At 61.2% G+C, this 20164-nt stretch carries 22 protein-coding genes; 10 read left to right on the top strand and 12 right to left on the bottom strand.

Annotated features, from left to right (window positions below):
• Positions 1-196 precede the first annotated feature (196 nt).
• Positions 197-565 carry a winged helix-turn-helix domain-containing protein gene (locus tag ACP99_RS06960; RefSeq protein WP_049985910.1) on the top strand — a complete coding sequence of 123 codons (369 nt, stop codon included), beginning with the start codon at positions 197-199 and terminating at the stop codon, positions 563-565.
• 22 nt (positions 566-587) lie between these two features.
• Here ACP99_RS06960 and ACP99_RS06955 read toward each other — a convergent pair whose 3' ends face one another.
• Positions 588-1265 carry a halocyanin domain-containing protein gene (locus ACP99_RS06955; RefSeq protein WP_049985909.1) on the bottom strand — a complete coding sequence of 226 codons (678 nt, stop codon included), beginning with the start codon at positions 1263-1265 and terminating at the stop codon, positions 588-590.
• A gap of 120 nt (positions 1266-1385) precedes the next feature.
• Here ACP99_RS06955 and ACP99_RS06950 point away from each other — a divergent pair, with 120 nt between their 5' ends.
• The 4 genes from ACP99_RS06950 (at position 1386) to ACP99_RS06935 (ending at position 3134) form a co-directional block, all read left to right on the top strand.
• A complete protein-coding gene (locus ACP99_RS06950) occupies positions 1386-2024 on the top strand; it encodes a helix-turn-helix domain-containing protein (RefSeq protein ID WP_049985908.1) in 639 nt (212 codons plus the stop codon).
• A gap of 100 nt (positions 2025-2124) precedes the next feature.
• On the top strand, positions 2125-2397 hold the full coding sequence (locus ACP99_RS06945; RefSeq protein ID WP_049985907.1) for a DUF7521 family protein: 273 nt from the start codon (positions 2125-2127) through the stop codon (positions 2395-2397).
• An 80-nt stretch (positions 2398-2477) separates the two neighbouring features.
• On the top strand, positions 2478-2711 hold the full coding sequence (locus ACP99_RS06940; protein ID WP_049985906.1) for a DUF2249 domain-containing protein: 234 nt from the start codon (positions 2478-2480) through the stop codon (positions 2709-2711).
• A 9-nt stretch (positions 2712-2720) separates the two neighbouring features.
• Positions 2721-3134 (top strand): hypothetical protein, encoded by a 414-nt coding sequence (locus ACP99_RS06935; RefSeq protein ID WP_049985905.1) that lies wholly within the window; start codon positions 2721-2723, stop codon positions 3132-3134.
• A gap of 13 nt (positions 3135-3147) precedes the next feature.
• On the opposite strand, the gene ACP99_RS06930 is transcribed toward ACP99_RS06935, so the two are convergent.
• Positions 3148-3882 carry an IclR family transcriptional regulator gene (locus ACP99_RS06930; RefSeq protein ID WP_049985904.1) on the bottom strand — a complete coding sequence of 245 codons (735 nt, stop codon included), beginning with the start codon at positions 3880-3882 and terminating at the stop codon, positions 3148-3150.
• A 184-nt stretch (positions 3883-4066) separates the two neighbouring features.
• Between ACP99_RS06930 and ACP99_RS06925 the strand changes: the two genes are divergently transcribed.
• Positions 4067-4444 carry a cupin domain-containing protein gene (locus ACP99_RS06925; RefSeq protein WP_049985903.1) on the top strand — a complete coding sequence of 126 codons (378 nt, stop codon included), beginning with the start codon at positions 4067-4069 and terminating at the stop codon, positions 4442-4444.
• 316 nt (positions 4445-4760) lie between these two features.
• Here the strand turns inward: ACP99_RS06925 and ACP99_RS06920 are convergent, their stop codons facing one another.
• From ACP99_RS06920 to ACP99_RS06895, 6 genes are all read right to left on the bottom strand, one after another.
• Positions 4761-5510 (bottom strand): ABC transporter permease, encoded by a 750-nt coding sequence (locus ACP99_RS06920; RefSeq protein ID WP_049985902.1) that lies wholly within the window; start codon positions 5508-5510, stop codon positions 4761-4763.
• Positions 5511-5553: 43 nt separating this feature from the next.
• Positions 5554-6333: an ABC transporter permease gene (locus ACP99_RS20430; protein ID WP_331280761.1), complete on the bottom strand. Its 780-nt coding sequence runs from the start codon at positions 6331-6333 to the stop codon at positions 5554-5556.
• A gap of 132 nt (positions 6334-6465) precedes the next feature.
• Positions 6466-7677 (bottom strand): ABC transporter substrate-binding protein, encoded by a 1212-nt coding sequence (locus ACP99_RS06910; RefSeq protein ID WP_049985900.1) that lies wholly within the window; start codon positions 7675-7677, stop codon positions 6466-6468.
• A 48-nt stretch (positions 7678-7725) separates the two neighbouring features.
• Positions 7726-9264 (bottom strand): amidase, encoded by a 1539-nt coding sequence (locus ACP99_RS06905; protein WP_049985899.1) that lies wholly within the window; start codon positions 9262-9264, stop codon positions 7726-7728.
• 23 nt (positions 9265-9287) lie between these two features.
• Positions 9288-10394, bottom strand: coding sequence for an ABC transporter ATP-binding protein (locus tag ACP99_RS06900; protein ID WP_049985898.1), 1107 nt, complete (start codon positions 10392-10394; stop codon positions 9288-9290).
• A gap of 64 nt (positions 10395-10458) precedes the next feature.
• Positions 10459-12087, bottom strand: a complete 1629-nt coding sequence (locus ACP99_RS06895; RefSeq protein WP_156105623.1) for an amidase — start codon at positions 12085-12087, stop codon at positions 10459-10461.
• Here ACP99_RS06895 and ACP99_RS06890 point away from each other — a divergent pair.
• Both ACP99_RS06890 and ACP99_RS06885 read left to right on the top strand, forming a co-directional pair.
• Complete coding sequence (locus ACP99_RS06890) at positions 12065-12613, top strand: AAA family ATPase (protein WP_156105622.1); 549 nt, start codon at positions 12065-12067, stop codon at positions 12611-12613. The genes ACP99_RS06895 and ACP99_RS06890 overlap by 23 nt on opposite strands.
• Positions 12562-13221, top strand: coding sequence for a hypothetical protein (locus ACP99_RS06885; protein ID WP_081927224.1), 660 nt, complete (start codon positions 12562-12564; stop codon positions 13219-13221). The genes ACP99_RS06890 and ACP99_RS06885 overlap by 52 nt, the downstream gene beginning before the upstream one ends.
• Before the next feature lie 800 nt (positions 13222-14021).
• Here the strand turns inward: ACP99_RS06885 and ACP99_RS06880 are convergent.
• Entirely contained in the window at positions 14022-14570 is a 549-nt protein-coding gene (locus ACP99_RS06880) for a hypothetical protein (protein WP_049985894.1), read from the bottom strand.
• 127 nt (positions 14571-14697) lie between these two features.
• Between ACP99_RS06880 and ACP99_RS06875 the strand changes: the two genes are divergently transcribed.
• Positions 14698-15111 (top strand): MarR family transcriptional regulator, encoded by a 414-nt coding sequence (locus tag ACP99_RS06875; RefSeq protein ID WP_049985893.1) that lies wholly within the window; start codon positions 14698-14700, stop codon positions 15109-15111.
• A 156-nt stretch (positions 15112-15267) separates the two neighbouring features.
• On the opposite strand, the gene ACP99_RS06870 is transcribed toward ACP99_RS06875, so the two are convergent.
• The 3 genes from ACP99_RS06870 to ACP99_RS06860 all read right to left on the bottom strand — a co-directional run bounded on the left by ACP99_RS06870 (position 15268) and on the right by ACP99_RS06860 (position 18431).
• A complete protein-coding gene (locus tag ACP99_RS06870) occupies positions 15268-16476 on the bottom strand; it encodes a threonine synthase (RefSeq protein WP_049985892.1) in 1209 nt (402 codons plus the stop codon).
• A gap of 557 nt (positions 16477-17033) precedes the next feature.
• The gene (locus ACP99_RS06865) at positions 17034-18044 is read right to left on the bottom strand and encodes a rhodanese-like domain-containing protein (protein ID WP_049985891.1); all 1011 of its coding nucleotides are present in this window, start codon (positions 18042-18044) and stop codon (positions 17034-17036) included.
• 156 nt (positions 18045-18200) lie between these two features.
• On the bottom strand, positions 18201-18431 hold the full coding sequence (locus ACP99_RS06860; protein ID WP_231554231.1) for a PadR family transcriptional regulator: 231 nt from the start codon (positions 18429-18431) through the stop codon (positions 18201-18203).
• Positions 18432-18775: 344 nt separating this feature from the next.
• On the opposite strand from ACP99_RS06860, the gene glmM reads away from it, so the two are divergent.
• Positions 18776-20113: a phosphoglucosamine mutase gene (gene glmM, locus ACP99_RS06855; protein ID WP_049985889.1), complete on the top strand. Its 1338-nt coding sequence runs from the start codon at positions 18776-18778 to the stop codon at positions 20111-20113.
• Positions 20114-20164 lie beyond the last annotated feature (51 nt).

The raw sequence follows: 20164 nt of genomic DNA, 5'->3' as shown, positions 1-20164 counted from the left end.
TCGGGGAGTAATCCCCCTATAAGGTCGATTCGGTTCTTGGGGCCGTGGACGGGATCGAACATATTCGGGACAGAGCGCAACCCGTCCGAGGGGCAAGACCAGCCTATGCGACGTGGGGTACGGAGCGGAGTGTTTACAAACGCAGACGACAGAGCCGCATATCGAACCGACCGCGCCGGAACCCACACGATCTGAGATGTCCTCGAACCCCCTCGCTAACGCGCTCGAACCCGACTTCGAGACGGTTTTCGACACCCTCGCGAGCGAGCAGTGCTGGACCGTCCTCCGGTCTCTCGACCGGCCACTGACGGCCGCGGAGATCGCCGAGGCGTGCGACATCCCCCGTTCGACAGCGTATCAGAAGCTCGAAGCGATGGTCGAAGCGGGTCTCCTTCGGAAGCAACAGCGCGCAGACGCCGCGCGGTACGTGATCGACTTCGAGGAAGTCGTCGTCAGGCGCTCGGACGGCGAGTTGGAACTGAGTGTCGTTTCGCCGTCGCGCTCGGCCGCCGACCAGCTCTCGGACATGTGGGGCGAAGTCAGGGCGGAAACCAGCCCGGACTGACCGCGGGCCCCGAGGCGGCGGGTCACTCCTCGCCGCGCTCTTTGAGCCAGAGGAACGCGCCGAAGAGCCCCGGCGACGCCAACGCGGCCGCGAACACACCGCCGAGCGCGAGCCCGCCCGCGTTCCGCGTCGCGTCGTCGCCGAAGGGGGCTGCGAGGTCCGCCCCGGAGCCGCCTCCATCGCCTCCACTGCCGTCACTGCCCCCGCCGCTGCCGCCGACGACGACGGCTCCCTTCATCCCCATCGACTCGTGCGGCACGCAGGAGTAGGTGTACGTGCCCTCGCTCTCGAAGGTGTGCTCGAACGTGTGGCCCGCGGAGTCGACGAGGTCCGACTCGAAGCTCCCGTCGGTGTCGACCACGTTGTGCGAGCCGCCCTTCCCGGTCCACGACCACGTGACCGTCGTCCCCGGATCGATCCGTATCGCGGCCGGGCCGAACCCGAACGCGCCGCCGTTCGCCTCGGCACCGACTTCGACTTCCACCGAACCGCTGCCCGTCTGGTCGTCGACGCCGTCGTAGTTCGAGACGTCCCCGAGCCACGAGTCGAGGTCCTCACCGGACGACTGCGCCCGTGCGCCTGTCGCGCTGGCTCCGAGCACCGCCCCGCCAGCCGCGGCCCCGCCGAGCGCCCGCAGCGCACCGCGACGTGAGAGTGTCCGCTCGCTGCCGCCTTCGACGCGATTGTCCGTCGTGTTCATAGTACAGTCGGAGCGTGGACTCCCGCGCAGAAAACACGACGCGGCCGTTCCCGGCGGAGTGAGTCGGTGGCGAACATATTCGTGGGTACTTTACTCTCCGCGCTCGATCAAGCATCTGGTATGCCCCGAGCGACACTCTCGTTGGATCTCCCAGAACAGGTGTGGGTCTCCGCGCTCTCCTCGCAGTACCCCGACGCCGAGTTCACGGTGCTCGCCGCGATGCCCTCGGGCGACGCCGGCGTCGGTCTCGTCGAGGTGACCGCCGCGGACATCGAGCCGATCGTGACGACGATCGACGGCTACGAGAGCGTCACGTCGGTGACGATCCTCGAAGCACAGGCCGATCGAGCCCTCGTGCAGTTCGAGACGACGGAACCGCTGTTGATCCGCTCGCTGAGCGAAGCCGGGATCCCGCTGGAACTCCCGATAACCATCGTCGACGGCGAAGTGACCGTCGAACTGACCGCCTCTCGGGAGAAGCTCTCCGAGCTCGGCGCGCTGCTCGAACAGTTCGGGATCCCGTTCGACCTCGTCTCGATCACGCAGTCTATCGACACGCAGACGCTCCTCACCGACGAGCAGTACGACCTCCTCGAGACGGCTGTCGAGCGCGGCTACTACGACACGCCGCGGACGAGCACGCTCACCGAACTGGCGGAGGCGGTCGGCCTCGCGAAGTCGACGACGAGCGAGAAACTCCACCGCGCGGAGGGAAAGGTCATCAAGGAGTTCGTCTCGACCGAGGACGAGTCGGCGTGAGCGAGGGCGAATATGTTCGGCGCGAAACACACGCCACGCCGCCGAGTATCGGCATCCACTATATGTACGCAGCAGGGACAGCGTCAGGGAGGCGGATCGAATGAGCGTGACACCGGTCGCCGTCGCGCTGAAAACGCTGACGCTCGTGCTCGGGGGGTCGATCACCCTCTACTCGTTCAGGGCGTTTCGGCGGACCCGATCGGCCGCGCTCCGGGCGCTCACCATTGGGTTCGGCGTCGTGACCGTCGGTGCCCTGTTCGCGGGCGTCGTCGACCAGTTCTCGCCGCTGGATCCAAGCGTCGCGCTCGTCGTCGAGAGCCTCTTCACCACGGCCGGGTTCGGCGTCATCCTCTACTCGCTGTACGTCGAGTAGCGGTGTGCGCGGACAGACCGTCGAGGTCCGAACATATTCGTCCGAAGAAACTCGTGGGTCCGACACCGACCTTCGTTCGTATGGCAGCAACGACCCTCGATCTCAGGGACGTCCCGCCGGCGGACCGACACCCGAAAATTCACGATACGTTCGAGTCCTTAGCGAGCGGCGAGACGCTCGAACTGGTCAACGACCACGACCCGAAACCGCTGTTCTACGAGATGCAGGCGGAAGTCGATTCCTTCGACGCCGAGGGGTACGAGGTCGAACGGCGTGGACCGGGCGAGTTCGTCGCCCAACTCCCGAAGAAGTAGCCCGAATCGATGACGAGCGTCTCAGTGACGGCGGTCCTCGACGAGGACGCGGCTACGGTCCGCCAGCGGATGCGGGAGGTCGAGCCGTTTATGCGTGCGGCGGGGTTCGACGCGGTCCGTCGCGAGGGATCGCACCTCACGATCGAAAACGCCGTCGGGCCGGCCACCATCGAGCTCTCGCTCGAACTGTTCGACGACCCCGACGCCGACTTGGCGTACCGCCAAGAGGAGGGGATCTTCGAGGAAATGGACACCACCTACACCGTGACCGCCGTCGACGGAGGGACGAGAGTGGAGGCGGAGACGGAGTTCTCACTCGGCGTCGCCGTCGTCGGCTCGGTCCTCGACGAGACGGTGATAAAGCGGCAGCGACGTCGGGAACTGAACGCCCAGTTCGCGTACCTCCGCGGGAACGACACCTGACGGGCGCGTTCGGTCAATTCTTCTCGGCGAGCTTCCGTTCGACGCGTTCGACGGCCGCCGAGAGGGCGTCCAACGCGCTCTCGCGGTCGGACGTTATCAGGTCGTCGGACGGGCTCGAAAGCGACATCGCCCCGTAGACGGTGCCGTCGACGACGGCGGCCATCCCGATTGCGTAGATGCCCGAGATGCGTTCGCCGAGGTTGATCGCGTAGCCGCGGTTTCGGACGTATTCGAGTTCGGTTCGAACGTCCTCCGGGGATTTCTCGGCCTCGTCCGCGTTTTCGATGATCTCGGCCGCACGCTCCTCGGGGAGGGCCGCGAGGATCGACTTCCCCGCGGCCGTCTCCGTGATCGAAGACCAGTTGCCGACGAGCAGGTCGGGGTTGTGCGTGGGACGCGCCCCGGTTCCGTTGACGAACATCAGCCCGCCCATCTCCTCGATGGCCGCCCAGGCCGTCTGTCCCGTTCGCTCCGCGAGGACCACGAGTTCCCGCCGGGACGCCAGGTAGAACGGGTTGCGGGACTTCACGTCGGTGCCGAGGTGGAACCACTGGTGCGACAGGCGGTACGTTCCGCCGTCGTTGACGGCGTACCCGTGCGCCGCGAGCGTCTGTAAGTGCCTGTGCGCCGTGCTCTTTGTGAGGTCGAGTTCGGCCGCAACTTCGGTCACGCCCATCGAATCGGCCCCGGCCATCGCCTCGACGATCCGAAAGAGCGTCTCGTCGGCCCCGACGAGGTTCCCGGTCATACGGGTGCGTCGTGACCGACTGAAATAAACCTCCGCCTGAGGCGACAGGTCGGGTTCGGATATACTTCCTGTCTGCACCACGTGCCGTTCGTGTGGCATCCCCGAAGACCTGCCTTCGTCGCTTACGGCACCGGCTGATGATCTAGTGAACAAACCCAAGGTGTCGCCCACGAATCAACGAGTGATGACGACTACTGACCCGAAACCGATCCTCCGCCGGGCCTCGGACGTCGAATACGACACCGTCGAGTTGGCCGAGGGCCTCCGGAAAGGCGTCTTGCTGGGCGACGAGGACGGGACGCCGAACTTCAATATGCGGCGTTTCGTCCTCGCACCGGGCGCACGCGTCCCGCGGCACACCAACGAGGTCGAACACGAACAGTTCGTCGTCGAGGGCGAATACCAAGTCGGAATCGACGAGGAGACCCACACGGTTTCGGCGGGTGATTCACTCCTGATTCCCGCGGGTGTCGAACACTGGTACCGAAACGACGGCGACGACCGCGGGTCGTTTCTCTGTGTCGTACCGAAAGGGGCCGATCAGATCACCGTCCGCGAGTAACGCGTCGGTCGCATAACACTCAACATTATTAAATAACTAAACAAATACGATTTCAAATATCACATAGAAATTATGTAATAGATTAGTACGTATACTTGTACTATTGGGATGTAATAGATGTAATGTATTCTAATCTGCATTTATAGTATGTTTAATATATCAATTCTATAGGTATGTAATATAATATTAAATTAGAAATATATTTATAATATGTCGAATCCGTGGCTCATAAACAGAATTCCCGAGCAGCAGTCGTCTCACCCACTATCCCACGTTCGATACCGCGGCCAACATAAAAAAATGACGACCTAAAACCTCAGAGTTGCCGTGCGAGGCGGTTTAATCCGATCGAGAATGCAGATAGGACGAGCGCGACTACGACGAGCGTGATGAGCAGCGTCGAAACCACGTTCACGATCGGATCCAGCATCTGACTGATAGCGGTCCAGGCGAGAACAGGGATAGTCCGAGTATCTTGGCCCGACAGAAAGAGAGCCATAATGAACTCTTGGAGGCTGATGATGAACGCGATCAGCGCAGACGCGAAGAGCCCCTGTCTGATCTGCGGAAAGATGACTTCAAATTTGGTTTTAAGCGGCGAAGCGCCGAGATCGAGTGCTGCGTCCTGTAGTCCCCAGTTTACTTGAGTCATCACCGACTGAATAATGAGGAACGAAATCGGCGTTGCCCAGAGTGCGTGGGCCACAATAATACTCCCGTAGGTCTGATGCAGATTGTAGCTCCCGAAGAACGAAAGCAACGCCACTCCGAGTACCACCGGCGGCAAAAAGAGCGGCATTAACGTCACCGGAACCAGTCGAGCGACCCACGTAACGTCACTCTGCCGGACGCCGAAGGCAGCCAGAAGCGAAAGGGTCGTCGAGAGGATGATCGTTCCCGTACCGACGATGATGCTGTTTTTGACGGCGGTGATCCACGTCTGGCTCTGTGCGAACTCGACGTACCACTGGAGACTCAACTCCTGCGGCGGGAATTGGAACGAGGTCGAGCCGGCGAAGGAGGTCGTAATCAGCACGACCAACGGAGCGACCAACAACAGGAACATCGTCCCATATCCCAGTCGGAACGCCGCGGTCTGAACTGTTCGTCTACGCACCATAGGCATCACCCAAGTTGTCGTCCGTCACGAAGAACAGGAGGCTCACTGACGCAAGCACGACCAAGAGGACGACGAACGAGAGCGCGGTCGCCAGCGGCCAGTTGAACCGAGTGACCATCAGGCGATACACCTCCATCGCGGCCGTGTCCTGACCGGAGGATCCGAGCAGGAACGGCGCGGCGTAGGCACCGAACGACCAAGCGAAACTGATCACAGCACCGACGAGAATCCCCGAAGTGATCTGCGGGAGTACGACCTCTCGGAACGATCCAATCTCGGTCGCACCGAGGTCGCGGGCAGCCTCCACCTTGGTCCAATCCAGGATAGAAAGGACGCTGTAGATCGAGAGGACTGTGTAAGGAAAGATCGTGTACACCTGTCCGACTGTCGCGCCGAAGAGGTTCGTCACGAGCAGGGTAGGTTCACGCAACACCTGTATCGCGACCAGTAGCTGGTTGAACGGTCCGTTCGGTGAGAGGATGATCAGGATCGAGAACAACCGGACCACGAGCGTCGTCAACAGCGTCACCACGACAATGAAGAGGAGCGCGTTCTTCAGCATACCGTCGGCTCGCCAAATGGCGTACGCAAAGAAGACGCTGAGCACAGTCGCGATAGCGGTGACCAGGACCGCGAATTTGAACGAGAAAAACAAGATTTCCTGAAAGTGGCGCGAGAAGAGCACCTCTTGGTAGTTAGCTAACGTGAACGTGCCGGCGACATAGGCCCCTGAAGTCGTTTGTTCGAAGAGCGAAACCCGAACAAGCATAATCAGCGGTACGACGAAGAACGCCAGCTCGAAGAGGACCAGCGGTGCGACTAGCAACTCAGGACGGTATACGCGCTCGCGAACCGTTTTCAGCGCGGATAGGGTATCCGTTTGTTCGATAGCTGCCATACGTTACCCCTTGATTTCTTGGAACTCGTTCGAGAACATCGAGGAGTACTCGCTCAACTGTGTGAAATCTGCGATACTGATTTTTTCCCACTCCGAACTGCTGCTCGGATACTGACCTTGTGTCCGCTCCGGATACGTGGCCTCCTGGTTGGTTGTGAAGACGTAGCCGGTCTTGGCCCACTCGGACTGAACGGCGGGGTCGATCATGTGGTTGAGGAAGTCGTGAGCCATCTGCGTCTTTTCGGATCCCCGAACCGGGCAGTAGTGGTCGAGGTAGCCAGCGGTCCGCTCGGGCGTTGCGAACCCGAGTTGTTCCTGTTGGGCCGCTGCGGCGTTGCCCATCCCGGAGTACCACATCGAGAGATTGATGATTCCCTGTTTGAGGCTTGTTTCGATCTCAGCGAAGGAGCCGGTCCAGAGTTCAACGTTCTGTCCAAACTGGCGAAGCCGATCGAGAACCGCCTGATGAGATCCCTCGTCGTAGAGCTCTTGGATTCCAGGTTTGGTGTCGAGCGAAACTGCCGCCACCTCCATCGGATAGATGTACCAAGCGCCTTCGAACCCGATCCTGTCGGTGCCCTGCTTGTCTGAGAGGAGGTCGGTCCACTCGGTCGGCTCCCAACCGATGTTGGTGTTGTAGACGATACCTTCCAACGATCCATCCGTCGGCACGCCGTACTTCGTTCCGCGAAGGTCCTTCAGATACGGGTACACGTCGTCTAGGTTCGGGATTCTGTCGGTGTCGATCTCCTGGAAGAGGCCCTCATTGCGACCTTGCCAGTAGAAGAACCCTTCCGCGGCCGCGACGTCGTACGGTGGGTTGTCCTCCGGCGCGCTCTGAATCTCGGTCAGGATGCTCCCGCCTGCGGGCGCAACTTCGACGGTCGCACCGGTGCGCTCTTCGAACAGTCGTGCGACGGACTGCTCGAACGCTTCCGCGTAGATGCCAGCCCACGTCGCGACGGTGAGGGTCTGGCCGGAGTAGTCGGGGTATTCCCCGTTCGCAGTCGTCCCGCCACTCGAGTCCTGCGACGCCTCGGTCGTATCGTCGGATGAAGCTTCGGTCTCCCCATCCTGAGACGGTCCGCTACCGGCACAGCCTGCCAACGCCGTCGCCGAGAGCCCGGCCGTCGCAGCGAGAACATCCCGGCGATGAAGTCGATTCCTCGATCCGTCGGTACGTTTCGGTCTGGAGTTCGTGCTATCGTCCCGCATAATCCGTGGAATGTCTTTATATTTGAAATATCTTTGGGTGCCAATCCGTCATAGCGGCTCACGGTGTGGTGCCTCGGTGGTCGTTTCGAGTAAGGCGTTCGCAGTAGCCAACAATGTCTGTTCGTCATAGTGGTCCGCGATGAGCAACAGGCCGACCGGAACACCGTCGACTGACCCGTACGGAACGGAAATTGACGGGTGGTTCGTGAGTGACGACGTTGCAGTGTTTCGACAGAGCGTGATCGTCCGACTGGTGCGCTCTGTATCCGCAAGATCGTCTTCGATTTCGAACGGGAGGACTGGCATCGTCGGCAGCGCTAGGACGTCGACCGTGGAGAACAGGTCGTCGAGTTCGCGACGAAGTCGGTATCGGAGGTTCTGAGCCCGTCCGTACGTGGCGCCCCCATAACGGTTGGCGAGGTGCTCCATCGCTAACAGCGTGGCTTTCCCTTCCTCAGAGAGGCCATCGGTCCGTGTGTCGCGACGCTCGGCGAACGCCGCCATCAGATCTGTGTCGTACCACCCATCGAGATGCACGCCTTGGCCTCCGTTCCTAAAGACTTTGAGGGCGCCGTAGGCCCAGATTGTGAAGCCTACTGAGACGGCATCGTCGTGAAGCGGGACCGAAACTGGCGTCGTGTTGGCACCGAGCCGCTCGTAGGTATCGAGTGCATCTCGGGTTGTCTCCAGGACGCGGTCGTCGGCATCAGGGCCCTCGAATCCCTCTTGTAGGACGCCGATCTCCAAGTCTTGAATGTCGTCGGCTACTGCGGCGGTGTAGTCGGCTGTCTGCACGGCTGGCCCCTGTCTGGGGTCGAGTCCGTCCACCCCCGCGATTACTTCTAGGACCTCGGCGACGCCGTGGACGGTCCGGGCCATCGGCCCCACACTGTCTATCGTCGGGTCCATCGGAAAGATCCCGGTGTACGGGACCAGCCCTGTCGTCGGGTCCAGCCCGACGATCCCACAACAGGACGCGGGTACACGAACCGAAGCGCCTTGGTCACAACCGAGTGCGACATCGACGTCCCCGGCAGCGACAGCGGCTGCGCTGCCGCTCGAGGACCCGCCAGCGATGCGGGCGGGGGCCGCGGGATTTGTGACAGCCCCGAAATCTGAGGTGTCACTCGACGCGGAGAATGCGAAATTCTCCATATTGCACTTGCCTGTGATTCGGGCACCGGCCGCGAGCAGCCGACTCACGACGGTTGCGTCAGATTCGGGTACGTACCCTTCGAGCAGCCGTGATCCGCACGTCATCTCGACGCCGGCGAGCGCGATGCTGTCTTTCAGTCCAACCGTGGTCCCATCGAGGGCTCCACTGGTGTCGGCTCCCACGTCACACCGCGTGATCCACGCGTTGTGCGGGTTTTCGCTCTCGTCCGGTCGATTCCCCTCCCGCTCGGTCCTGTACTGACGCTGGGTCGGGCGGAGCGATGGCGGTTCCAACTCTTGCACGCGTTCGAGTTCGGAAAGTGACTCCTCAACGACGGTCCGATAATAATCCATATCGGTCGTCGAGATGTCGAGGCCCAGTCGGTTTGCTATCTCGTAAAGGTCGTCGACGGTGGTGGATTCGAATGTCATAGCAGCATATCGGGAACGATATTTTACACGTCGAGTTTCGTTCCGTCTTCGCGGAACAGCAGTACGTCATCGGTGTCCCACTGAAGTTGGACGGTGTCTCCCGTGGAGAGTTCGAGACGATCACCGACGTGTCGTTCGACGAAGAGGGGCTCCCCCGAAACCGACACCGAGTACCGAATGGTCGATCCCTGATACAGGACGTCTTCGACCGTTCCGGTGACAGCGTGGCCACCGTCTGTCGTCACCGTCGACTGCTGATCGTCCGGCGACGAGAGCGCCAGGAATTCCGGGCGGAGCGAGAGGTCGATCGTGTCACCGGAATCGACACCCGCGTTCTTCGAAAGCGGAATCGAAGCGCCGAATCCTGTCTTTACCACCGGTTGGTCGCTGGAATCCGAGACCTTGCCCTCGATGAAGTTCGTATCGCCGAGGAACTCCTCTGTGAAACGGTTTGTCGGGTTCTGATACACGTCCATCGGATCTCCCACTTGGACGAGTTGGCCGTCGTTCATAATTCCGATCCGATCTGCGAGAGTGAAAGCCTCGTCTTGGTTGTGGGTGACGTAAATGAACGTCTTGTCGAACTCCTCGTGGATCTGCTTGAGGTGAATCTCCATCTGCTCTCGCAGTCGCTTGTCCAAGTTCGAGAGCGGTTCGTCTAGGAGGAGAACCGATGGATCGACAGCCAGCGATCGTGCGAGGGCGACCCGCTGCTTCTGGCCGCCTGAGAGGTCGGTCGGATCGTACGAACCGTATCCACCCATTTCGACCCTTTCGAGCAGCTCCTCGGCCGTTTCGTGTCGCTCGTCAGCGTCGACGTCACGCATTTTGAGCCCGAACGCCACGTTCTCTCGGACGGATTTGTGTGGAAACAGCTCCCAGTTTTGAAAGACGATCGAGGTGTCCCGATTGTACGGCGGGACGTCGGTGATGTCTTCGTCGTCGAGTTTGATCGTTCCCTCCGTTGGCATCTCGAGGCCGCCAATCATCCGAAGCGTTGTGGACTTTCCACAGCCGCTCGGGCCGAGCAGACAGAGGAGTTCTCCGTCTTTTACGGTCGTAGAGAGACCGCTCACGGCCTCTAGATCGTCGTATCGCTTGGTTATTCCGTCGAGTTCTATCTGTGCCATCTATTGATAATGTGCTACTGTTCAGGTTGTTAAAAGTTTCCCAGGGGGTTAGAGCGGTGTGACACTACGAACTGTGCCGCTCGTATGCGTCCCCGATCGAGAGGATCGTCGATTCATCGAACCGCGATCCGACCAACATCATTCCGATCGGAAGCCCATCGACCGTACCACAGGGAACCGAGAGAGTTGGGTGACCGGTGATCGCGAACGGACACGTGTTCTTGTTCGGCGGGAACGTTCGGATGATCCGCTCGATCTGGTTCAGTTCTGGATCCACTCCCAGAGGCTTTCCCGGTGTGGTTGGCATCACGATTGCATCCGCCTCGGCGAGGACGTCATCGTACCGCCGTGTGATGGTTCGGCTGACGTTCTTGGCCTTCCCGTAGAGGGCGGTATGTCGTTGGTCGATGTATTCCATCGCCAGGAGCGTCGCCTTGACCATCGGCGAGAGCGTGTCTCCCGCAGCGGCCCGGCACTTCGAGAAGATGCGCTTGAAATCGGTGTCGTACCAGCCGTCGTGTTGTGGGACCTGTCCGGCCTGCTTGAATACTTGCAGACTTCCGTACCCCCAGATCAGCCACGCGACAGCCGGGGCACGGTTGTGAATCGGCACAGAAACTCGCTTCACTTCGACCCCGAGATCCGCCAATCGTCCGACGGCCGAGTCGACGGCGTCAGTCACTGCCGCCCTGCTCTCTGGGTGATCGAACCCTTCCTCGAGAAGAGCGACAGTCAGTCCTGAGATATCCCTTCCGAGCGCCTCGGTGTACCCTTCCGGCTCGAGATCGGCGGGCTGGCGGGAGTCCAATCCGTCACGCCCGGCGATCGCCTCGAGCGTGACCGCGACGTCAGCGACGCGCTGTGCCATCGGGCCGACGTGGTCGATCGTCCGTTCGACGGGGAAAATGCCAGTGTAGGGAACTAGACCCGTCGTCGGGCGGAGGCCGACGACTCCGCAGTTGGCCGCTGGAACGCAGATTGACCCACCCTGATCGCAGCCCAGTGCGATTTCGATCTCGTCCGATGCCAGGGCAGCCGCACAGCCCCCCGAGGAGCCGCCGGCGAGATACGACTCGTCGGCGGGGTTGCGAACCGCACCGAAATCGGAGAGGTCACCAGACGACGAGAATCCGAAACTATCCATATTGTTCTTTCCGACGATCGTCGCCCCCTCGTCGAGAAGACGGTGAACGACCGTCGCGGTTACGCTTGGTACGTACCCCTCCAAGAGGGTCGATCCGCACGTCATTTCCACCCCCGCGAGGGCGATGTTGTCCTTGAGACCGACACGAGCGTCCGCGAGCAGTCCGTCGTCGGCGCCAGCCACCTTCGTCCGTGAAATCCACGCATTGTAGGGGTCCTCGCCCTCGTCAGGGCGGCGGCCTGAGTCAGAGCGGGCATACCGTTGCTCCTCCGGTGAAACCGCCGGCTCGGACATCTCTCGGATGACGTCGTAATCTGCGAGTGTCGTCTCGATCAGGTGTGCGTAGTCCTCTGCTTCCGAAGGGGTAACGCTCATTCCGAGATTCTCCGCGAGTTTTACAATTGTATCCACGGTGGGGTCTCGTTTCATACGGATCCGTCTCTCCCGGAGGCCATTAATTTTGGGCGCAGCGAGATCCTTCCGGTGACGCGGTGGTTTTTTGAGACATACTGACGTACACTGGCCTATGTCTCTGTTTGACGCCAACACTAATATTTACAGAAGACGACGTGGATTTCCCGGCCAAGAGGTGGATGCTGCTATCGAACGGGAGCAGGAGTACGAGGAGCTGAAAACGGTATTACGACGGGCCGTCGACGGTGGAGATGAAGTTACCGTCGCGGTCGGGCCTGAGGGTTCCGGAAAGATGACCCTTGTCCGACGCGGACTCGACGAGATCGGAGACTGCAGGGACTTCAACACGATACTCATCGACTGTGCGTCTGCGGGAACGCTCTATCGGACGCTCGTTCGAGCAGTCAACGAGTTTCGGTCCGATGAGAATGCCCTCTCGGAGACGGGATACGCGTTCGCCCGTGTTCGGACGACGCTCGAAGAAGAAATCCAATCACGGTCAGAGCCGACAGTACTGGTGCTCGACGGCATTGACGAACTCGAAAGCGTTGACGAACTTGGGGACTTGGCCCGTTGGAATAACATGGGCGTCGTCGCGATCGCAGAGATATGGAGATATCGAACCGGTTTACTGAGGACGTGTGGCCGGCCCAGTCAGTAGTGAAATTCCCCCAGTACACGACCGATGAGCTCCGGAGTTTGCTCAAAGAATGGATCGAGACGTCGTTGTCAGGTCAGCGTGTCGCGCCGGAGACTGTCCCTCTCTGTGCCGCCTATGGGACAGAACGCAACGGGGACGCTCAGTACACCCTCCGATTGCTTCGTGAGGGTGCCGCCATAGCGAGTGATGAACGCGCGGACCGAGTCCGGGGCCGGCACGTGCAAACAGCTAAGGAAGAGATCGAGCGCGAAGAAGTCGACGAGCACCTCGACCACCTCGACGGACAGAGCCAATTGGTGCTGTTCACGTTAATCGAACTTAGCTCTGCAGGAGACCTTCCTGCGAAGACTGCCTCCGTATACAATGAATACGTATCTATACTCGAAAAGGCACCCGAGATTGAGGCGAACCCTCGAAGTAAACGTCGTATTCAAAAACGGCTGAACGAGCTGGTTGACACTGGCCTCGTAGCGTACACTACTCACAACGAAGGACGGGCCAACGGCGCGTACCGAAAGTACGAACTCGCTTGCAATCAAGCGATAGTCCGGTCGGCGTTAGCCGACAGAGGGCGAACCGGTAGTCACTCTGTCTCGAGCCTTTTCTGACCGGGTACCAACTCACTATAGTGCTCTGCAAATCGGGTTATCGTACCGAAGAAGAACCAATACCCCCTTCGTCATCTGTTCTTTGAGCATTCTCTTCGGCCCGATTTAGACTGTGCTCTCAGAGTAAATTATGCACAAAGAACCCCGTCTTCTGTTCTCTGATAGATCATTTTCCGGCACCCAGATTTATTCCTGGTCGCAATTTCGTGTGCGACTTGGCCAGAAAATAACAACTGTACGTCTGATAGAATAGTGGAGCTCGCCCTGGGGGTCTGTCTAGGTTCCGTGGTCAACGCGAATGCGATGTTTGCGCATAGTTTAATTGGTTCAGAAGCGGTAGCAGAAATAAATCTAAAGCGGACAGTATGCCGTAATATCTAATTAAATATATTTGAGGGCGTTTCGGCTTTCATCGATGGTGTAATGGACTCAGCGATTTTCTTCGAGATTCGAGCTTGTTATCGATATGCAGCACCGATAAGCGACGCACCGACTGCGACGTCATCTCGCTTGAAATTCCTGCAACACCTGTTCTCTCAGGGTAGTTCCCATTGGATGATAAAAAAATCAGATAATCGACTAGTATATAAATATGATAATACTGCCGTATGATGTGGATACTGAGTCGGATCAGCGATTCCGGTGTCTCTTTGCGCGCCACGTTTAGTTATGCGGTGACAGACCGGCAAGTCGCTGGTAGTGGGTTTGGAGGGAGTTGCCGTCTCGGGGGACTTTCGGGGACCTTCTCGCAACCCGGTCTCGAAGCGTTCACTCCCCAACTAAACAGGCACTATTCGCCGTCACGGGAGTTCTTCTGTCGTTTCGACGAGTTCCTCCTCGGTCTGCCACCGGTACAGCCGGTCCGCTCGCTCGAACAACTCGAATACCCCGTCCTGCATCCACCCAAACGGGTGGCTCTCGTCCTCGTACTCCCGTTTGAGGACGTGACTCTTCGAGAAGTACTCCGTCGTACCGACGAGGAGTCCCTGCTCGACGAGGAAGTCGCTCGGCTCCTTCTCGGCGACGCCGACGAGATGGGTCACGATGTCGGCGATCAGACAGAACTTCTGGATGCTGTTGTCCCACTCCCCGTGGATATCGACCATACGGAAGGCGTAGGCGTCCTGCCGACGGTTGAGGCGGTCGATCACCAGATTCAACCGACGGATCGGCTCCCGGTCGTAGTTCCCGAGCACGAAGTAGGACCGGTCGTTCTCGTACACCGGTGTCAACTCGGTTAGGGCGTGGAGTATCTCTTCGTTGTCCGCCAGTGAGATCTCCTCCGCGTCGAGTCGCTCCTTCGCACTCGTGAGGATCTCCTCGGGGACGGGCGACTCTTCGTCGGACATACACGCTTTCTCTCAGCACCGTGTGATAGGGATTATGAAGTAAATCACCGAGTCAATCAGTGCTGTTTACCATAGAGTAGTTTACTCTTGAGTAAACTACTTGCCGCTCGGGTGTATATCGTGGAGTATGAGCACGGATCTGGGATCCGGTGAGGGAGCGGAGACCCGCGAACTCGTCCACTTCGCGACGCAACAGACGCGGTTCGCGCTGATCACCAACATCCTCCAGCACCCCAAACAACTGCCCTCGATGTACGAACTCGAGGAACTCAATCCCAGCGTCAGCGCCGCTACCGTCTACAAACACGTCCAGAAGCTGATCGACGCCGGCATCGTGAAACAGGTATCTCTCGACGACGACGAACGCCGGCAGGGATATCCTTGGAAGTTCTACGGCCTCACAGAGGAGGGTCGAGTGTTCCTCGAAGAGCACAACCTACTCGCCGCGGAGGAGACGCTCCAGCGGATCTACGAGACGATTTCCGACAAGCCCGAGAAGATGGTCAAATACGAAAACGCGCCCCGGCCCGACGACGCGTAACTCCCGAAAGCGACTCGTTCTTTGAAACCACTACTGGAGTTCTCAGTCAGTTGTCTGTTCCTGAACTCCCGGGGACATTCCGGCAGGTGGGGTCATCTCCACTACGCGAGTGAAAGGCCGGCGAGATGGGTCGAGATCTGCGGTGCAGCCGGCGTCTCAGTTCACGTCGAGAAGCGATTCGAGCAGTTCTGGCAGGTCCGCTCGGCTCGTCCGCTCGGTGCTGATCGACACGTCTCCGACCCCGAGCTCTTTGAACCCCGTCCCGGTCGGCACGACTACGACCCGCTCGTCGGACGCGATCTCACCGCGCTCTGACAGCCGTGTGAGGCCCGCCAGCGGGGTCGCCGCCGCGGGTTCAACGCAGAACCCCCCATCGACGGCGAACTGCCGCTTGGCGGTCCGTATCTCCGCATCGGAGACCGACACGACGGCCCCGCCGGTGTCACGGACCGCCGCGAGCGCCCGAGCGCCGCTCGGCGGGTCCGGATTTCCGATCGAGTGCGCGATCGTCTCTCCCGTCTCGTCGGGTGAGAGCGCCGTCGGTTCCGCCGCACCCGATTCGAAGGCTCGCGTTATCGGATCGGCGGCGGCGGTCTGGACGAGATACAACCGGGGGAGCTCTTCGAGCAGCCCGAGCGCCTTGAGGTCACACAGCCCGCGCCAGACGCCCGACGCGAACCCACCGGAACTCGCTGGCAGCGCGAGCGCGTCGGGCGTCTCGGGCGCAAGCGACTCGTAGATCTCGAAGACGACCGTCTTGTACCCGCTGATGCGGGCGGGGTCGTCGCTGACGAGAATCGATATCGGAAGCGACTCGGACAGAGACAGGCCGTCCGAGTACAGGGCCCCGTAGTCGCCGCTGACTTGCACGATCGTCGGCTCGTACTGTGCGATCAGTTCCAAGCGACCGGATGGGATCTCCTCTGGTACCAACACGAGACACTCCCGGTCGAGACTGGTCGCGTGGGCGGCCGTGCTGATCCCCATATTCCCGTACGAGATCGTGCCGACGACGTCGTTGCCCGCCTCGATGGCGTACGGGACCGCGACGGCACTGCCGCGGTCCTTGTACGCCCCGGTCGGGTTCTCGCTCTCGTCTTTGACGTACACGCGACACCCGGCGGCGTCATCGAGGCCGCTGCTTCTGACGAGCGGTGTCCCCCCTGCGGCGCGGGCGACCCCCTCGGGCCGGTCGATCGGAAGCAGCGGTTCGTAGCGCCACATTCCCTCGATATCTGGACAGTCCTCCCAAGTGAACTCGGTACGGGGGGTGTCGAACCAGAGCGGTTCACCGCACGCACATCGAACCCGCGTTTCGTCGTCGTAGCGGTCACCACACCGGAAACAGACCACGGGAGCGCTCATACCGCGCCCTACACCGCTCGCTCCGAAATAGTCTCTCGTTTCTCGGCGGGCGCTCGCACTGCTTCGCGTTGACCTGCGGACGGGACGTTTCGACGGGATCGGTGAGGAACTCGAACCGTGCGTCGAGTCGGGTGCGCGCCCACGTCGAGGGGGTAATCGACCGACGAGTTCGACTTCACTCGTGGATCAATGACTGTGTCGTCGGTCTCTCGGTCCGTCCATCGACTGTCCGATTCGCTGGAAGCGCAATTATTACGCACATAGTAAGCGGCCTCACCCACTGTAACGGGCACCCGCGTGGTCGTGTTTACCGCCCGAGTAATATTCCCACACCCTGCCGTATGCTGACACGGAGTGGGACTGAAATCGGGACGCCCCGCCCCGACGACTCACTCCAGAGGCACCCCGTCGCCGCCTCTTTTTCGGGTTCGGAGACCGAGTGCTTTCTCGTCGTCCCTGACTCGAACTGAAGCCGCTGCGGGAACGCGGAGAGTGGCCCGGAGTACGTCACTGCGGTGTCTGTTTCGGGCGACGAAATCCGCTCGAAGGCTGGTACCTTAGAACGGAGTCGAAAGCGAGAAGGAGTCAGTCGTGGACGTCTCGGAGCTATTCGACGACTCCGTCGTGTTGGTAGTCGTCGAATTCTCGGTCGCCGTCTGCTCGGCCGGACGCCCCGTTTCGGCCGTGACCGTTCCGCTCGTCAGTTCAGCGAGCGGGGCGCGGATCGCGTAGCTCGGCGTCTCGATCTGAATTGTGCTCTGTGAGTCAACCTGAACGAACTTCAGTTTGAGCGTGTACGACCCGTCGCTGTTGATCTCGGCGGCCTCGACCTGGTCGGTGGGCGGGTGGAACGCCCAGACTGTCTCGCCGGCGTCCGCCTCGTCCGTCCGCCCCTCGATCGTGCGGACTGTGTACTCGCGGTTGGTGTCGTCGCCCGCGAGCGGGTAGTTCCGGTCCAACCACGCCTGGAACCCCTCGTCGATGGCGTACACGTTCTCGAACCCGTTGGTGAGTAGGGTCGCCGCGCGAAGCGAGGAGAGGTGATGCGGGCAGTGGCAGTAGGTCACGACGCGGTCTGCGGTGTCCCAGTCGTTGGTCGGATCCATTCGCCGACCGTCGGGGGCCGGGCTGAGAACCGATCCGAAGATGTGCGAAACGTCGTAGCCGGTTTCGCTTCGTGCGTCGACGAAGCGCGCGTCGCCGCGTGCGTACCAGTAGTAGGCGTCTTCGATCGGGACGAGCGGGACCTCGACCGTCTCACCGTCGATCTCCCGACGCAGGACGTCGTAGGAGCTCGTGTCGATGTCGCGCTCTTCGGGAACCGTGTCGAACTCGGGTGGGTACCCGTCGTCTGGCGCGGGGTCGCTCGGGAGGTCGTCACCGTCTCGGGGGCCCTTCATCCGGTTTTCGGGCACGGAAGTCGCCGTCTCCGTCGACGACGACGTCGTCTCGTTCGAGGTGGTCGTCGATCCCGAAGATGTGCCGTTGGAACAACCGGCGAGGCCGGCGATAGTGGCTACACCGCTCAGCTGGAGGAACCGTCGGCGGCTCGACTGTCGTTGCGTCATCACCGAGCCGTAGTCGGCATCGGGTGTTTATTATATGCGGAGTAAGCGGTTCCCGGAGTGGTTCGACCGTCAGAACGATCGACTCGACGGTGCACTCGGCCGATTCAGCCGTTACTCCGGCTCTCGGAGGACCGCGTATCACCCTCCTAACGCCGATCAGTTGGTCCCGGAGACGTAGCGCCGCTCCCAATATCGGCGGTCCCGGAGCGCCTCACGCCCAGCGTCCGTCAGTGAGTACTCGTTCGTCCGCCCGTTTTTGCTCCCCTTCTCGACGTACCCGCATTCGACGAGTTGATTCAGGTTCGTGTACACGCGCCCCGCGAGCAGGTCGCGTCCCTGCGTCTCTTCGAGTTCCGATTTGATACGCTGTCCGGAAGACTCGCTCATCCCTCGCACGACGAAAAGGAGATCGCGCTGAATAGCGGTCAGTTGGTGAACCTCCATAGTCGCACGGAAGGAGGGCAACCCACATGAACTGCCGCGATAGTTGCTGAAATAAAGACCCCCTAGCGTCCCAGGAAATTGGGCCGGCACAATCCTCCTAGCGATCCGTCTGGTGCTACGAACCCCCTAATCGGGGGATCTCCGTGGAGCGGACACGACTGGGCGTGAAGTGAGTGCTCCCCGTCGAACGGGGAGTGCCGTCCGCCGACCTCCGACGGTACAGCGATGCGCCTCGCCGTTGCTTACCCCTCCCATAGTAAGGAGTCGGGCGTTCCTCCGGAGAGCGTATGTTCGGAACGAGTGGCGTCCGCGGGCCGATCGGAGCGGAAATCACTGCGGATCTGACGCTGTCGCTGGGACGGGCCCTCGCGAGTGAGGGGGCCGACCTCGTCGTCGTCGGGCGCGACGCGCGCACGAGCGGGGAGATGCTCGAACACGCGTTCATCGCGGGTGCCGCCGAGTGCGGGGCCGACGTGATCCGTATCGGGACCAACTCGACGCCGACGATTGCGCGCTCGGCAGAGTGGCTGGGGGCCGACGCCGCCGCGGCGATCACGGCGTCGCACAACCCGCCGACCGACAACGGCGTGAAGTTGTGGACGAGTTCCGGGCGGGCCTTCGGGCGCGACCGACGCGAGCGTATCGAGCGCCGCGTTCGTGAGGAGGAATACGAGTTTGCCGCGTGGGACGGGATCGGGTCCATACGGGAACGAGACACGTACGAACGCCACCGTGAGGAGCTCCGAACGAGCGTGGATATCGACGCTCCGCTCTCCGTGGTCGTCGGCGTCGGGAACGGGACCGGTCGGTTGACGGCGGACGCGCTCGCGGACCTCGGATGTGAAGTCTCGACGCTCAACGGACAGCGCGACGGGCGATTTCCCAGTCGGCCCAGTGAACCGACCGCCGAGGCGATTCGACCGCTCCGAACGCACGTCGAGGCCGTCGGCGCCGACCTCGGAATCGCCCACGACGGGGACGCCGACCGGATGGTCGCGGTCGACGGCGACGGGCGTGTCGTCGCGGGCGATACGCTCCTGTCCGTGTTCGCGCGGGAGGCGGCGACCGACGGGGACCGAATCGCGGTTCCCGTCAACACGAGCCTCGCGGTCGACGACGCCGTCGCCGAGGTCGGTGCGGACGTCGTTCGGACTCGCGTCGGCGACACGTTCGTCGCCGAGCGCTGCGCCGAACCGGGCGTCGTCTTCGGCGGCGAACCCTCGGGGGCGTGGATCTGGAGCGGGGAGACACCCTGCCCCGACGGCCCGCTCGCGGCGTGTAAACTCGTCGAACTCGTGTCCCGGCGTGGGCCACTGGCAGATCTCGCCGACGAGATAGACGGGTACCCACTGCGGCGGGGAAGCGTCAGTACCGACCACAAGCGGCGCGTTCTCGACCGGGTCGAAGCGCCGCTCCGCGCGGAGTACGAGGGGATCGACGACCGCGACGGGCTCCGAGTCGAGACCGACAACGGGTGGTTCCTCGTTCGAGCGAGCGGAACGCAACCGCTCGTCCGAGTGACTGCCGAAGCGCGAACCGACGCCGAAGCCGACGGGCTGTTCGAGGAGGCGATGGCGATGGTCGAAGAGCGCGCCGATCCTGCTCCGGCACCCGACCGAACGTGAGCGTCAGGCCGGTGTCTAGTCAGTGACCGAATAGGATCTCGACGGTCTCTC

This window comes from Halobellus rufus (assembly GCF_000739575.1).
GTDB classification, from domain to species: Archaea; Halobacteriota; Halobacteria; order Halobacteriales; family Haloferacaceae; genus Haloquadratum; species Haloquadratum rufum.
This window is presented reverse-complemented; position numbering and strand designations above follow the sequence as displayed.